Origin of the sequence: Nocardioides pollutisoli (assembly GCF_040045055.1) — a bacterium.
GTDB classification, from domain to species: Bacteria; Actinomycetota; Actinomycetes; order Propionibacteriales; family Nocardioidaceae; genus Nocardioides; species Nocardioides tweenelious.
The window spans coordinates 2,633,534-2,647,351 of sequence record NZ_JBDZDU010000001.1 but is presented as its reverse complement, the minus strand read 5'-3'; the positions used below and the strand labels follow the sequence as shown (position 1 = coordinate 2,647,351).

The following is a 13,818-nucleotide window of genomic DNA, read 5'->3' as shown; positions in this document are numbered from 1 at the left end:
GGTGGCGCTAGGGTTCGCTCATGACCGAGAGCCTGTCGCCAGCCCCCGAGTCTCCTGATCGCAACCTGGCCCTGGAGCTGGTGCGCGTCACCGAAGCAGCCGCCATGGCCGCGGGACGGTGGGTCGGCCGCGGCGACAAGAACGGCGCCGACGGCGTCGCCGTCAACGCGATGCGCGTGATGATCTCGACGATCGGCATGAACGGCGTCGTCGTGATCGGCGAGGGCGAGAAGGACAACGCCCCGATGCTCTACAACGGCGAGCACGTCGGCGACGGCACCGGCCCGGAGTGCGACGTCGCCGTCGACCCGATCGACGGCACCACGCTGACCGCCAAGGGGATGAGCAACGCCGTCGCAGTGCTCGCGGTCGCCCCGCGCGGCTCGATGTACGACCCGTCGGCCGTCTTCTACATGGACAAGCTGGCCACCGGGCCGGAGGCCGCCGACGTCGTCGACATCCGCTACCCCGTGGCCGAGAACATCCACCAGGTCGCGAAGGCCAAGGGAGGCAAGCCGGAGGACGTCACCGTCGTCCTGCTCGACCGCCCTCGCCACCAGGCGCTCGCCGAGGAGATCCGGGCCACCGGCGCCCGGATCAAGTTCATCGTCGACGGCGATGTCGCGGGCGCGATCTCGGCGGCACGCCCCGACAGCGGGGTCGACCTCCTGCTCGGCGTCGGCGGCACTCCCGAGGCGATCATCACCGCCTGCGCGATGAAGAGCATGGGCGGCGTCATCCAGGGTCAGCTCTGGCCCCAGGACGATGACGAGCGCCAGCGGGCCCTCGACGCGGGCCACAACCTCGACTCCGACTTCGTCCTCGGCACCGACGACCTGGTCACCGGTGACGACTGCTTCTTCGTCGCCACCGGCATCACCGACGGCGACCTGATGCGCGGCGTCCGATACTACGCAGGTGGGTGCACGACGGAGTCGCTGGTCATGCGCTCACGCAGCGGCACGATCCGCAAGATCAGCTCGGAGCACCAGCTCCACAAGCTACGCGCTTTTGCCGCGATCGACTTCCACTGAGTAGTCCGCGGCACGCACCAGCGAGCCGCTGACGACGTCGATCACCCGGGGGTCGAACGCCATCCCGAGGTGGGAGGCGCGCACCTCGACCTGCTGGGCGAGCGGGTCGGCGCAGGCCCGCCAGTCGACGATGCCGTCGCGCTTGGAGTGGATCGCGGTGAAGGCGACGCTCTCCGGGAGCGGCTCCCGGCTCTCGCCGAAGCTCTGCCTGGCGCACGAGCCGGCCACGCAGTCCTCGGACATGAGCCCGGGGACGCCGGCCTTGCTCAGCCGGACCAGCATCTCGACGCTGGCGCTGAGCGAGCGGTGGTGGGCACCCGGGGCGAGCATCGGGCTGCCGAGCGTGACGATGTTGGAGACCAGGTCGGGACGTCGTACGGCGATGCCGCGGGCGAGCATCCCGCCGAGGCTGTGGCCGACGATCTGCACCCGCGACTCGCGCCGGATCGCGATCGACTCGAGGCGCGCCTCGAGCTGGGCCGCGGCGTTGAGGGTGCAGCCGACGTTGGCGTGGATGTGGGAGCGGTAGGTGCGGAAGCCCTCGGCGCGCAGCGTGCGAGCCATCAGCGCGAGGGTGCCGTCACCGGCGAGGAAGCCCGGGACCAGCAGCACGGGGTCGCCCAGGCGGGCACCGGCGCGCTGGGCGTACGGCGTGCTGCGTCGGCTGCGTCGGCTGCCGGCCGCGCGCCAGGCGTAGCGACCGATCTCGGCGACGGCGCTGCCCTCGCGCAGGACCGCGCCGGGCCGCGGGGGCTCGAAGCCCTCCGGCAGCAGGAAGTCCGCCAGGCTGTTCGTCACTCCAGACACGTTACGTCGTGTTAACACCGAATTCGCCCCATTCGGGGCATCGGGCGATGCTTCCGGATTCAACCGCTTCTCCCTACCCCCGGCACCTGATTGACTGTCGCGGTGCCTTCCCGACCACGACGTACCCCCACTCCTGCGCCGGAAACCGCGGTCCAGACCTCCGAGGAGCTCTTCGCACCGGTCGGTCGCGGGATCGAGCTCTGCTACCAGACCTTCGGCGACCCGGACGGCGACCCGCTCCTGCTGGTGATGGGTCTCGGCGGCCCGATGACCTGGTGGGACCCCGAGCTCTGCGCCGATCTCGCGCGGGCCGGTTTCTACGTGATCCGCTACGACAACCGCGACACCGGCCGGTCGACGATCCTGCCGGACAAGGTCTCACGCAGCACCCTGCTCCGGGCCTTCTCCGGCACGCGGGTGCGGGTGCCCTACGGCATCTCCGACCTGGCCGACGACGCCTTCGGCCTGCTCGACCACCTCGGCCTCGAGTCCGCCCACGTCGTGGGGGTCTCGATGGGCGGGATGATCGTCCAGACGATGACGATCGCGCACCCGACGCGGGTTCGCTCGCTGACCAGCATCATGTCGACGACCGGCAAACGAACCGTCGGCTGGCAGCACCCCTCGCTCTACCCGTCGCTGCTCGCGGGCCGCAAGCCCGGCCGGGCCGCCTACATCGAGGGCAACGCCGCCTTCTGGGCGAGGATCAGCTCGCCCGCCTACCCGCAGACCCGCGAGCAGGTCGACCAGCGTGCCGCCGACACCTTCGACCGCGGCATCAGCGCCAGCGGCGTGGTGCGGCAGATGCTCGCGGTCCTCACCCAGCCCAACCGGGGCGAGCGGCTGCACGGCGTACGCGTGCCGACGCTCGTCATCCACGGCCTGGCCGACAAGATGGTGCACGTCTCCGGCGGCCGGGCGACCGCTGCCGCCGTGCCCGGTGCGGAGCTGCTCCTCATCGACGGCATGGGCCACGACCTGCCGCCGGCGCTCTTCGAGACGTTCACCAGCGCCATCCGGCGTACGGCGGACCGCGCCACTCCCGCTGGTTGAGGAAGGCGCGCTAGCGCCTGTCTCGAAGCCCGGTGAGACGCAGCAGGGCGGTGACCACGTGGTCACCGCCCTGCCTTGCTTTCCGGGGTTTCGAGACGGTTGCTGCGCAACCTCCTCAACCACCGGGGCTGATCAGTCGGAGAGGCGCTCCCCGGTGTCGGTGTCGAAGACGTGCACGTTCTGCGGGTCGGTCGTCACGTGGATCGTCTCGCCCTTCTGCACGTGGTCGCGGCCGTTGACGCGGATGATGATGTTGTTGGGCGTGCCCTCGACACCGCTGGTGCCGTAGACGAACGCGTCGGCGCCGAGGTCCTCGACGACGGTCACGCGGACCGGCAGGCCCTCCTGGCTGTTGCCGACGACGCGCCACGCCTCGGGGCGCACGCCGACGGTGATCTTGCCCTCCATCTTCTTGGCGGCCATGGGGTCGACCGGCACGAGGTAGTCGCCGATCTGCGCCTTGCCGTCCTTGGCGGTCGCCTCGAGGAGGTTCATGGCCGGGGAGCCGATGAAACCCGCGACGAACAGGTTGACCGGCTTGTCGTAGAGACCGAGCGGGGTGTCGACCTGCTGGAGGTAGCCGTCCTTCATGACCGCGACGCGGTCGCCCATCGTCATGGCCTCGACCTGGTCGTGGGTGACGTAGACCGTGGTGACGCCGAGGTCGGCCTGGAGCTTGGCGATGTCGGTGCGGGTCTGGACGCGCATCTTGGCGTCGAGGTTCGACAGTGGCTCGTCCATGCAGAAGACCTGCGGCTGGCGGACGATCGCGCGGCCCATGGCGACGCGCTGGCGCTGGCCGCCGGAGAGGGCCTTGGGCTTGCGGTCGAGGTACTCGGTCAGGCCGAGGATCTTGGCGGCGTCCTGGACCCGCTTGTTGCGCTCGTCGGTGGGCACCTTGCCCATCTTGAGCGCGAACGCCATGTTGTCGGCGACCGACATGTGCGGGTAGAGCGCGTAGTTCTGGAACACCATCGCGATGTCCCGGTCCTTCGGCGGCATGTTGGTGATGTCGCGGTCGCCGATGAAGATCTTCCCCTTGTTGACCTCCTCGAGCCCCGCGAGCATCCGCAGGGTCGTGGACTTGCCGCATCCGGAGGGACCGACGAGGACCATGAACTCCCCGTCGCCGATCTCCAGGGAGATCCCCGGGACGGCGGGCTTGTCGGCGCCGGGATACCAGCGCTGCGCCTCTTCAAATCGAACTGTGGCCATGCGTGAACAACTCCTTCACCGGCAGGTACGTGCCGGACGATCCGTAGTAAAGGTGAGCGAGGTCACTCTAGGGCACGGACCGGATCAGGGCAGGGGCTTGCGCTCGACCGAGACGCCGCCCCAGATGGCGACCCCTCGGATCCGCACGGTGGGCGAGCCGGCGTCGATCGCGGCCGGCGTCGTGCTGCCCGGCCCGGAGTAGCCGCCCATGATCCCGGTGCCCTCCATGACCACGTTGACGTGCGGCCCGACGGTGACCTGGGCGCCGCCCATGAAGCAGTTGATCGTGATCACGACCTCCTGCGCGGCGTACGTCGCCTCGCGCAGGTCCAGGTCGGCGCCGCCCATCATCGCGAAGACGCTCAGGTGCTTCGGCACCGTCCAGACGCCCTTGCGGTCGAAGCCGCCGAGGATCGCGACGTGGTTCTCGCTGTCAGGCCCGGCCACGACGAGCGGTGAGGAGGCCGGTCGCTGCACCGGCGTCGCCGGGGCGGGGTGGGCGGGGAGGTCCATCGTGATCGGCACCAGGTCGGCGTACGTGCGAGCGGCGTACGTCGCCTCCAGGCGCTCGTCGAGCTCGTCGAAGTCGATGCGCCCGTCGCCGGCGGCCTCGCGCAGGATCTCGGCGACCCGGTGTCGGTCGGCGTCGGAGATGCGGAGGCTGGAGGAGTCGGGCTCGAGTTCACCGGCCATGGGGTCAGCCTATGTCGGCGAGGGCGGATCAGTCGGCGACCACGAGCACCGGGACGGGCGCGACCTGGACCCGCACGCGTGCGCCGACGCCGAGCGCCGCAGCGTCCGAGCTCGACAGCTGGGCGACGACCAGCGTGCCGTCGGCGAGCGTCACCGTGACCCGCGAGACCGGCCCGAGGAACGCGACGGACGCGACCGTCGCACCGCCCGCACCGTCGGCCACCAGCTGGACGGACTCCGGGCGCACCAGCGCGACCCCGGAGCCGCTCGCCGACCCGGAGAGCACCTGGACCGGCGTCCCGAGCACGTCGGCCCGACCATCGGCGACGTGCGCCGGGATGCGGTTGCTGAGGCCGACGAACTGCCCGACGAACGGCGTGGCGGGCGCGTCGTACAGCTCGGCCGGCGGCGCGATCTGGTCGAGCCGTCCGGCGTTCATCACCCCGACCCGGTCGGCCACGGCGAGCGCTTCCTCCTGGTCGTGGGTGACGAAGAGCGTGGTGGTGCCGACGTCGAGCTGGACCCGCCGGATCTCGTCACGGAGCTGGACGCGCACCTTGGCGTCGAGCGCGGAGAGCGGCTCGTCGAGCAGCAGCACGGCCGGCTCGATCGCCAGCGCCCGTGCGAGCGCGACGCGCTGCTGCTGGCCCCCGGACAGCTGGTGGGCGTAGCGGTCCGCCTGCTGACCGAGCCCGACCAGGTCGAGCATGTCGCCGGCGCGCTTGCGCCGGTCGCTGCGCGGCCGACCGCGGAGCTTGAGCCCGAAGCTGACGTTGTCGATCACGGTCAGGTGGGGGAAGAGGCTGTAGGCCTGGAACACCATCCCCATGTCGCGCTTGTTGGGCGGCACCCGGGTCAGGTCCTTGCCGCCCACCACCACCGCGCCCGCGTCCGGTCGCTCGAGGCCCGCCACGATGCGCAGCGCGGTGGTCTTGCCGCAGCCCGACGGGCCGAGCAGGACGACCATCTCGCCCGGCTCGAGCCGCAGGTCGAGCCCGTCGAGCGCATGCACCGCGCCGTACGAACGACGCAGTCCGGTCAGCACGACCTCGACCCCAGAGGTGGATCGGCTCATGAGTTTCCTCCCACGGTGGAACGGCGGCGGTCGAACAGCGAGAGCCCGACCAGGAGCGCGGCGGCGAAGATGATGGATCCGAGCGCCGCCGCCGTCGCGGCGTTCGCGTCGCTCTTCTGGAGCAGGACCAGGACGACCGGGAGCGTGTCGAAGTGGAGCAACGACGCGATGGTGAACTCGCCGAGCACGAGCGCGATCGAGACGAACGCCGCGCCCAGCACGCCCGGCACGATGTTGGGCAGGATCACCCGGACGATCACGGTGAACCAGCCGGCGCCGAGCGAGCGGGCCGCCTCGGCCAGCGTCACCGAGTCGATCGCCGACAAGGACGCGTCGATCGCCCGGTAGGAGAACGGCAGCACCAGCACGACGTAGATGAAGCCGAGCGTCAGCGGTGAGTCCCCGACGAGGTAGTCGACCCAGGCATAGACGTTGGTGAGCCCGACGACGATCACCAGCGCCGGGATCGTGATCGGCAGCAGGCACAGGAACTCCACCAGCCGGGTCGCCCACGGCACCCGCAGCCGGACCCAGATCATCGTCGGGACCAGCAGCACCACCATGCCCACGACCGTGATCAGCGCCAGCTCGAGCGAGGTCCGGATCGCGGCCGTGACCGCCGGGTCCTCGGTCACCGTCCGCCAAGGTGCGAGCGTGCGGTCGCCGCTGATCAGGTCGGTGGTGCTGAAGTCGAGGAGCGCCAGCATCGGCAGCAGGAAGAACGCCCCGAACAGCAGCAGCAGGACGACCCTGGTCACGCGCCAGACGACGGTCCCGGTCATCGCAGCCACCTCGACGTACGCCGGAGCAGCCACGCGTAGAGCCCCATCACGATCGAGACGACGACCACCATCTCGAGCGCGAGGGCGTAGCCGAAGTCCTGCTGCCCGAGCACGACCTCGCTGGTGAGCGCGGACCGGATCAGCAACGGGGTGATGGACGCGCCCTGGCTGATCAGCGCGGCTGCGGTGGCGTACGCCGCGAACGCGTTGGCGAACAGCAGCAGGGCCGACCCGAGGAAGGCCGGTCGGAGCAAGGGAAGAGCGACGCGGGTCCAGTACTGGAACGTGGTCGCGCCGAGGTTGACCGCCGCCTCGCGCCACTGGGGACGGAGCCCCTCGAGGGCCGGCAGGAAGACGATCACCATCAACGGGATCTGGAAGTAGGTGTAGACGAGGATCAGGCCCGGCAGCTCGTAGATCCAGGAGAACCCGCTGTCCGAGGTGCCGATCAGCTTGGCCAGCAGGTCGGTCAGCAGACCGCTGAAGCCGAGGGTCGCGAGCCAGGCGAACGCGAGCGTCACCCCGCCGAACTGCGCCAGCACACCGCACACCGCGAGGACCGTGCGGCGCAGCACGCTGGTCGGTGGGGCGGTGACGATGAGGTAGGCGAGGAGAGCGCCGAGGACCGCGCCGACGGCGGCCGACACGAAGGACAGGATCAGGCTCTGCCGCAGGGCGTGCATCGCTGTCTCGTCGGTCAGCGCACGGACCCGGTCGAGCGTGAACCCGCCGTCGTCGCCGTGGAAGGCCCCGGCGACGACGGTGACCGTCGGGATGACCAGGAAGATCGTGACGTAGACGAGGAACGGCAGCAGCCCGAAGGAGGGCCCGACGCCGAAGCGCCGGACCCTCCGGGCGGACGTCGACGTGCTCAGCCGACGGCCTTGGCCCAGTTGTCCGCCAGGTAGGCGGTCATCTTCTCGGTCTGCTCATTGGTCGGGATGACCGCCGTGCCGGAGACCGTCGGGAGGGCGTCGTACTTCTCCTTGTCGATGGTGCCGGCGTCGACCATCGCGTCGGCGCGCACCGGGCGGGCGCCTCCGGCGAGCCAGAGGTTCTGGCCCTCGTCGCTGTAGAGGAACTCCTCCCACAGCCGGGCGGCAGCCGGGTGCGGCGCGTCCTTGTTGATGGCCTGGAAGTAGTAGCCCGCGACGACGGCGTTGTCGGGGACCACGACCTTCCAGCTCGGGAGCTTCGCGGACTCGGCGGCGTTGAGGTAGTCCCAGTCGATGACGACCGGGGTCTGGCCCGACTCGATCGTGGTGGACGTCGGGTCGACCGGCAGGAAGTTGCCGGCGTCCTTGAGCTGCTTGAAGTAGTCGACACCGGGCGCGATGTCGTCGGCGGACCCGCCGTTCGCGAGCGAGGCCATCACCACACCGCTGAAAGCGGCGCCGGCCTGGGTCGGGTCACCGTTGAGGGCGACCTTGCCCTTGAAGTCGGAGCCGAGCAGGTCGTCGAGCGACGTCACGTCGGGGACCTTGCTGGAGTCGTAGCCGATCGACATGTAGCCGCCGTAGTCGTTGACCCAGGCGCCGTCCGGGTCCTTGAACTCGGTGGGGATGTCGCCGAACGTCGCCACCTGGTACGGCGCGAACATGTCGGTGTTGGCCAGGGCGACGGACTGACCGAGGTCGAAGACGTCCGGGGCGCTGTCGCGGCCCTTGAGCTGGTTGGCCGAGTTGATCTCGTCCTGGCTCGCACCGTCGGGCTGGTCGGACTTGATCGTGATGCCGTACTTGTCCTCGAACGCCTTGATGATGTTGCCGTAGTTGGCCCAGTCGGGCGGGAGCGCGATGACGTTGAGGGTGCCCTCCGCCTGCGCCGCCTTGATGAGCGCGTCCATGCCGCCGAGGTCGTCGGCCGAGGTCGCCGACGCGGCGTCACCTCCGCCGCTGCCGCCGTCGCCGGCGTCCCCGTCGGACGAGGGGGGCGAGCATGCTGCGAGTGCAGTGGTGGCCGCCAGCGCTACGCCGACGACGAACCATTTCCGAAGCTTCACGAGACCTCCTGGTTAAGGCGCCCGAAATCGCGCCTCGCGAACCCTCACGGGTGTGGTTGTCTCGGACGTTACTCCCAGTTGGACCCAGACCGGCGCCACCGTGAAGCCTGGGCGTAGTCTCAGCAGCCGTGGCGAACGACGCAGAGTTCCGTTATTCCGACCTCCTCCCCATCGGCAAGGACGAGACGCCGTACCGGCTGATCACCACCGAGGGCGTGTCCACCTTCGAGGCGGACGGCGAGACCTTCCTCAAGGTCTCCCCCGAGGCGATCGAGCGGTTGACCTCCGAGGCGATGCACGACATCAGCCACTACCTGCGTCCGGCGCACCTCGCCCAGCTGCGCAAGATCATCGACGACCCCGAGGCGTCCGGCAACGACCGCTTCGTGGCGCTCGACCTGCTCAAGAACGTCAACATCTCCGCGGGCGGCGTGCTGCCGATGTGCCAGGACACCGGCACCGCGATCGTGATGGGCAAGAAGTCCGAGGGCGTCCTCACCGGCATCGACGACGGCGAGGCGATCAGCCGCGGCGTGTACGACGCCTACACGAGGCTCAACCTGCGCTACTCGCAGCTCGCGCCCCTCACGACGTACGACGAGAAGAACACCGGCACCAACCTGCCCGCGCAGATCGAGATCTACTCGACCCCGCAGACGAGCGGCAAGCCGGAGTACAAGTTCCTCTTCATGGCCAAGGGCGGCGGCTCGGCCAACAAGTCGTTCCTCTTCCAGGAGACCAAGGCCGTCCTGAACCCCACGCGGATGCTGGAGTTCCTCGACGAGAAGATCCGCTCGCTCGGCACGGCCGCCTGCCCGCCGTACCACCTGGCGGTCGTCATCGGCGGCACGTCGGCGGAGTTCGCGCTCAAGACCGCGAAGTACGCCTCGGCCCACTACCTCGACAACCTGCCGACCGAGGGTTCGATGTCGGCGCACGGCTTCCGCGACCTCGAGCTCGAGGAGGAGGTCTTCAAGCTGACGCAGTCGTTCGGGATCGGCGCACAGTTCGGCGGCAAGTACTTCTGCCACGACGTCCGCGTCGTCCGGCTCCCCCGCCACGGCGCCTCGTGCCCCGTCGCGATCGCGGTGTCGTGCTCGGCCGACCGCCAGGCGCTCGGCAAGATCACGGCCGACGGCGTCTTCCTCGAGCAGCTCGAGACCGACCCGGCCCACTACATGCCCGATGCCGGCGTGGCCGAGGACATCGCCGGCGGTGAGGTCGTCGCGATCGACCTCAACCAGCCGATGGCCGACATCCTGGCCGAGCTGTCGAAGCACCCCGTGAAGACGCGGCTCTCGCTGACCGGCCCGCTCGTGGTCGCGCGCGACATCGCGCACGCCAAGATCAAGGAGCGCCTCGACGCCGGCGAGGAGATGCCCGACTACCTGAAGAACCACCCCGTCTACTACGCCGGCCCCGCCAAGACGCCCGCCGGCATGGCGTCGGGCTCCTTCGGCCCGACCACGGCCGGCCGGATGGACTCGTACGTCGAGCAGTTCCAGGCCGCGGGTGGCTCGATGGTGATGCTCGCGAAGGGCAACCGCTCGAAGGTCGTCACCCAGGCGTGCGACACCCACGGCGGCTTCTACCTCGGCTCGATCGGCGGCCCGGCCGCCCGGCTGGCCCAGGACTGCATCCGGAGCCAGGAGGTCATCGAGTACGCCGAGCTCGGCATGGAGGCCGTCTGGAAGATCGAGGTCGAGGACTTCCCGGCGTTCATCGTGGTCGACGACAAGGGCAATGACTTCTTCACCGACCCGGGCGGCACCGTCACCGTCCCGATCACCGGTCTGCGGGTGCGCTCGGCGGAGTAGGCCCCACCCGGACGTCATACGGTCTGGTCGCCAGGGCAGCCACCACGTATGACGTCCACGGCGTCAGGCGGCCAGGCGTTCCCAGCCAGCCGCCATCAGCGCGTCCCGGATCTGGCCGAAGAAGTCGTCGGGCTGGGACCGGAGCCCGAGGATCGGGAGGCGCAGGACGACGTCGCCGGCAATGGCCAGGCGGTTGTGGCGAAGGGCGTCCGAGACGACGTTGGCGACCCACGCGTGCTGGATCCCGTCGACCTCGACGACCACGCCCCACCGGTTCCATCGGAAGTCCAGGTAGTAGGTGCCGCTCGGCGTACGCCGGCACACCTGCTTGTCCGGCTCAGGGAGTCCGCGTTCACGACATCCCTGCACCACATCGAGCTCGCCGAGGGACCGGATCCCGCCGAGCAGCTCCAGCACCACCTCGTTGAGCATCAGCCGACGTCGGTCCCTGCGGATGCGCAGCATCTCGACCGCCAGGTCCTCGGCTCGCACGAGACCCTGTTGAACAGCCATCGTCAGCAGGAGCTGTGCTTGTCGGTCGGATCGCGCCCACAGTGCGGCGCGCACCGCAGCGACGGCCGGTGGAGTGCGCGGCACGCCGTCGGGAACCGTGTCGTCTCGCGCCCACCGGCGGGTCTGCCTGATGTCGACGCTGCTCCCCCGATGACGGATCCGCGCACCACGAGGGACAGAGACCCGGATCTGGTCGACCTCGTAGTGCTCGAGCCCGGCCAGCACCAGCGCCGACGCGCCGTCGATGACAGCACGCGGCCCACCTTCCAGCACCGCCGCCCAGTACTTCCCCGCATCTGCCAACGGGCCACGGTGCAGCACCAGGCAGTGCCGACCGAGACGACGCCACCGGCGTGCGCGCACATGGTTGCGGACCTCGCCGCGGGTGAAGCCGCTCTCGTAGAGCTGCTGCCGCGACACCACGAGTCCCTGGCGCTCGGCGATGCCGTGCAGCTTCAACTCGTCGACCGCCTCAACCATGACCGCAGGGTCCGCCTCTCGGAGGAGGCAGCGCTGCCGCCCAACGCATGGCTGGGGAGAACCTCGTCCGGAGGAACGCTGTGGGCGGGTGGTGGCTCCTGCCGTCTGTGAAACGTCATACGACCTGGTCGCCCTAGCGACCAGGTCGTATGACGTCCGCAACTCGGGCGGGATTCGCCAAGAAGAAGCGCAAGGAGAGCTGGCTCAGCGAGCTCTTCGACTGACCCTTCCGTAGGGTCGGACCGTGGACGAGTACGTCGAGGTCGCACGGTCCGAGTCGGAGCGCGGAGAGCTGGTGCTGCGTGAGCGGCGACCGGACAACGCGCCGAGCTCGCTCGAGCTGCGCGCCAACGGCGTCTTCGTGATGGACACGCTCGAGGTCAGCACCGAGCGGGCACTAGCGAGCGCGGCCCTCGACCTGGTCGACGAGCCACGGGCCGTCGTGGTCGGCGGGCTGGGGCTCGGGTTCACCATGCACGAGGTGCTCGCCGACTCCCGGGTCGAGAAGGTCGCGGTCGTCGAGATCGAGGAAGCGCTGGTCGGCTGGATGCGCGACGGCACGATCTCCCACGGGCCGGCGCTGCTGGCCGACGAGCGGGTCAGCGTGGTGGTGGCCGACGTCGCGGTCGCACTGGCCGAGGCGACCCCCGCGTCGTACGACCTCGTGCTGCTGGACGTCGACAACGGGCCGGGCTACCTGGTGCACGACGCCAACGCAGCGCTCTACCGCACCCCGTTCCTCGAGACCGCCCGTGCGGCACTGCGCGCGGGCGGCGTGCTGGTGGTCTGGTCGGCCGCCGAGGCGCCGGAGCTGGCCGAGGCGATGGGCGGCGTCTTCGGCGGCGCCGAGGGCAGGGCGTACGACGTGCAGCTCCAGGACCGGGACGAGCAGTACTGGCTCTACGTCGCGCGGGTACCGTCCACGACATGAGCTCCGACAACTCCGGGTTCCGCACCGAGCACGACAGCATGGGCGAGGTCCGGGTCCCGGCCGATGCCCTGTGGCGGGCCCAGACCCAGCGCGCGGTCGAGAACTTCCCGATCAGCGGCACCCCGATCGAGCCGGCCCTGATCCACGCCATCGGCCAGGTCAAGGCGGCCGCCGCGAAGGTCAACGGCCAGCTCGGCATCGTCGACGCCGACCGCGCGCAGGCGATCGAGACGGCCGCCGCGGCTGTGGCAGGCGGCGAGCACGACGCCGAGTTCCCGATCGACGTCTTCCAGACCGGGTCCGGCACCAGCTCCAACATGAACGCCAACGAGGTGATCGCGACCCTCGCGACCCGCAGCGGGACCGACGTACACCCCAACGACCACGTCAACGCGAGCCAGTCGAGCAACGACACCTTCCCGACGGCCATCCACGTCGCCGCCGCGATCGCCGTCGCCGACGACCTGCTGCCGGCCCTCGACGTGCTCGCGGCGAGCCTCGCGCGCAAGGCCGAGGAGTTCGCCGGTCTGGTGAAGTCCGGACGCACCCACCTGATGGACGCGACGCCGGTGATGCTCGGCCAGGAGTTCGGCGGCTACGCCGCCACGGTGCGCTACGCCCGGGAGCGGCTCGAGTCCGTCCTCCCCCGCGTCCGCGAGCTGCCCCTGGGCGGCACGGCGGTCGGCACCGGCATCAACACCCCGCCCGGCTTCGCGGGCCAGGTGATCGCAGCGCTGAGCGAGGCCACCGGCCAGCCGTTCACCGAGGCCCGCGACCACTTCGAGGCCCAGGGCACCCGCGACTCCCTGGTCGAGCTCAGCGGGGTCCTCAAGACCCTCGCGGTCGGCCTGATCAAGATCTGCAACGACCTGCGCTGGATGTCGTCGGGCCCGACCACCGGCCTCGCCGAGATCCACCTTCCCGACCTCCAGCCCGGGTCGAGCATCATGCCCGGCAAGGTCAACCCGGTGCTGCCCGAGGCAACCCTGATGGTCTGCTTCCAGGTGATCGGCAACGACGCCGCCGTCACGGCGGCAGGCGCGAGCGGCAGCTTCGAGCTCAACGTCGCCATGCCCGTCATCGCGCGCAACCTGCTCGAGTCGACCCGACTCCTCTCGACCGCGAGCGTGCTGCTCGCCGAGCGCTGCGTCGACGGCATCACGCCGAACACCGAGCGGATGCGCGCGTACGCCGAGTCGTCGCCGTCCGTGGTCACCCCGCTCAACAAGTACGTCGGCTACGAGGCCGCTGCCAAGATCGCCAAGCAGGCGCTGGCCGACGGCGCGACGATCCGGGAGACCGTGATCGCGATGGGCTACGTCGAGCGCGGCGAGCTCACCGAGGAGCAGCTGGACCAGGCCCTCGACGTGGAGTCGATGACCCACCCCTGAGGGGCTCTGGTCTCGACACGCGCGC

13 protein-coding genes are annotated in these 13,818 nt (G+C 70.1%); 5 read left to right on the top strand and 8 right to left on the bottom strand.

The features are described from left to right. Nucleotides 1-20 precede the first annotated feature (20 nt). The gene (glpX, locus tag ABLE68_RS12900; RefSeq protein ID WP_348871817.1) at nucleotides 21-1,034 is read left to right on the top strand and encodes a class II fructose-bisphosphatase; all 1,014 of its coding nucleotides are present in this window, start codon (nucleotides 21-23) and stop codon (nucleotides 1,032-1,034) included. Here the strand turns inward: glpX and ABLE68_RS12895 are convergent. Further along, the gene (locus tag ABLE68_RS12895; RefSeq protein WP_348871816.1) at nucleotides 1,002-1,832 is read right to left on the bottom strand and encodes an esterase/lipase family protein; all 831 of its coding nucleotides are present in this window, start codon (nucleotides 1,830-1,832) and stop codon (nucleotides 1,002-1,004) included. The two genes, glpX and ABLE68_RS12895, sit on opposite strands and share 33 nt — an antisense overlap. Nucleotides 1,833-1,943: 111 nt before the next feature. On the opposite strand from ABLE68_RS12895, the gene ABLE68_RS12890 reads away from it, so the two are divergent. Next, nucleotides 1,944-2,894: an alpha/beta fold hydrolase gene (locus ABLE68_RS12890; RefSeq protein WP_348871814.1), complete on the top strand. Its 951-nt coding sequence runs from the start codon at nucleotides 1,944-1,946 to the stop codon at nucleotides 2,892-2,894. A gap of 132 nt (nucleotides 2,895-3,026) precedes the next feature. On the opposite strand, the gene ABLE68_RS12885 is transcribed toward ABLE68_RS12890, so the two are convergent. From ABLE68_RS12885 to ABLE68_RS12860, 6 genes are all read right to left on the bottom strand, one after another. Next, nucleotides 3,027-4,109 (bottom strand): ABC transporter ATP-binding protein, encoded by a 1,083-nt coding sequence (locus ABLE68_RS12885; RefSeq protein ID WP_348871813.1) that lies wholly within the window; start codon nucleotides 4,107-4,109, stop codon nucleotides 3,027-3,029. Between the two features lie 84 nt (nucleotides 4,110-4,193). Then, a complete protein-coding gene (locus ABLE68_RS12880) occupies nucleotides 4,194-4,802 on the bottom strand; it encodes a DUF1707 SHOCT-like domain-containing protein (protein WP_348871811.1) in 609 nt (202 codons plus the stop codon). 28 nt (nucleotides 4,803-4,830) lie between these two features. Beyond that, a complete protein-coding gene (locus ABLE68_RS12875; RefSeq protein ID WP_348871810.1) occupies nucleotides 4,831-5,877 on the bottom strand; it encodes an ABC transporter ATP-binding protein in 1,047 nt (348 codons plus the stop codon). Next, nucleotides 5,874-6,692, bottom strand: a complete 819-nt coding sequence (locus ABLE68_RS12870) for an ABC transporter permease (RefSeq protein ID WP_348871809.1) — start codon at nucleotides 6,690-6,692, stop codon at nucleotides 5,874-5,876. Before ABLE68_RS12870 ends, ABLE68_RS12875 begins: the two co-directional genes overlap by 4 nt. Beyond that, the gene (locus ABLE68_RS12865; RefSeq protein ID WP_348871808.1) at nucleotides 6,656-7,342 is read right to left on the bottom strand and encodes an ABC transporter permease; all 687 of its coding nucleotides are present in this window, start codon (nucleotides 7,340-7,342) and stop codon (nucleotides 6,656-6,658) included. The genes ABLE68_RS12870 and ABLE68_RS12865 overlap by 37 nt, the downstream gene beginning before the upstream one ends. Before the next feature lie 188 nt (nucleotides 7,343-7,530). Then, on the bottom strand, nucleotides 7,531-8,661 hold the full coding sequence (locus ABLE68_RS12860) for an ABC transporter substrate-binding protein (RefSeq protein WP_348871806.1): 1,131 nt from the start codon (nucleotides 8,659-8,661) through the stop codon (nucleotides 7,531-7,533). Nucleotides 8,662-8,789: 128 nt separating this feature from the next. Here ABLE68_RS12860 and ABLE68_RS12855 point away from each other — a divergent pair, with 128 nt between their 5' ends. Next, entirely contained in the window at nucleotides 8,790-10,478 is a 1,689-nt protein-coding gene (locus tag ABLE68_RS12855; protein WP_348871805.1) for a fumarate hydratase, read from the top strand. Between the two features lie 63 nt (nucleotides 10,479-10,541). Here ABLE68_RS12855 and ABLE68_RS12850 read toward each other — a convergent pair whose 3' ends face one another. Beyond that, nucleotides 10,542-11,471 (bottom strand): DUF559 domain-containing protein, encoded by a 930-nt coding sequence (locus tag ABLE68_RS12850; protein ID WP_348871804.1) that lies wholly within the window; start codon nucleotides 11,469-11,471, stop codon nucleotides 10,542-10,544. A 244-nt stretch (nucleotides 11,472-11,715) separates the two neighbouring features. Here ABLE68_RS12850 and ABLE68_RS12845 point away from each other — a divergent pair, with 244 nt between their 5' ends. Together ABLE68_RS12845 and ABLE68_RS12840 are read left to right on the top strand one after the other, a co-directional pair. Then, a complete protein-coding gene (locus ABLE68_RS12845; protein WP_348871803.1) occupies nucleotides 11,716-12,402 on the top strand; it encodes a spermine/spermidine synthase domain-containing protein in 687 nt (228 codons plus the stop codon). Next, nucleotides 12,399-13,793 (top strand): class II fumarate hydratase, encoded by a 1,395-nt coding sequence (locus tag ABLE68_RS12840; RefSeq protein WP_348871802.1) that lies wholly within the window; start codon nucleotides 12,399-12,401, stop codon nucleotides 13,791-13,793. Before ABLE68_RS12845 ends, ABLE68_RS12840 begins: the two co-directional genes overlap by 4 nt. The last annotated feature ends 25 nt before the right edge of the window (nucleotides 13,794-13,818 follow it).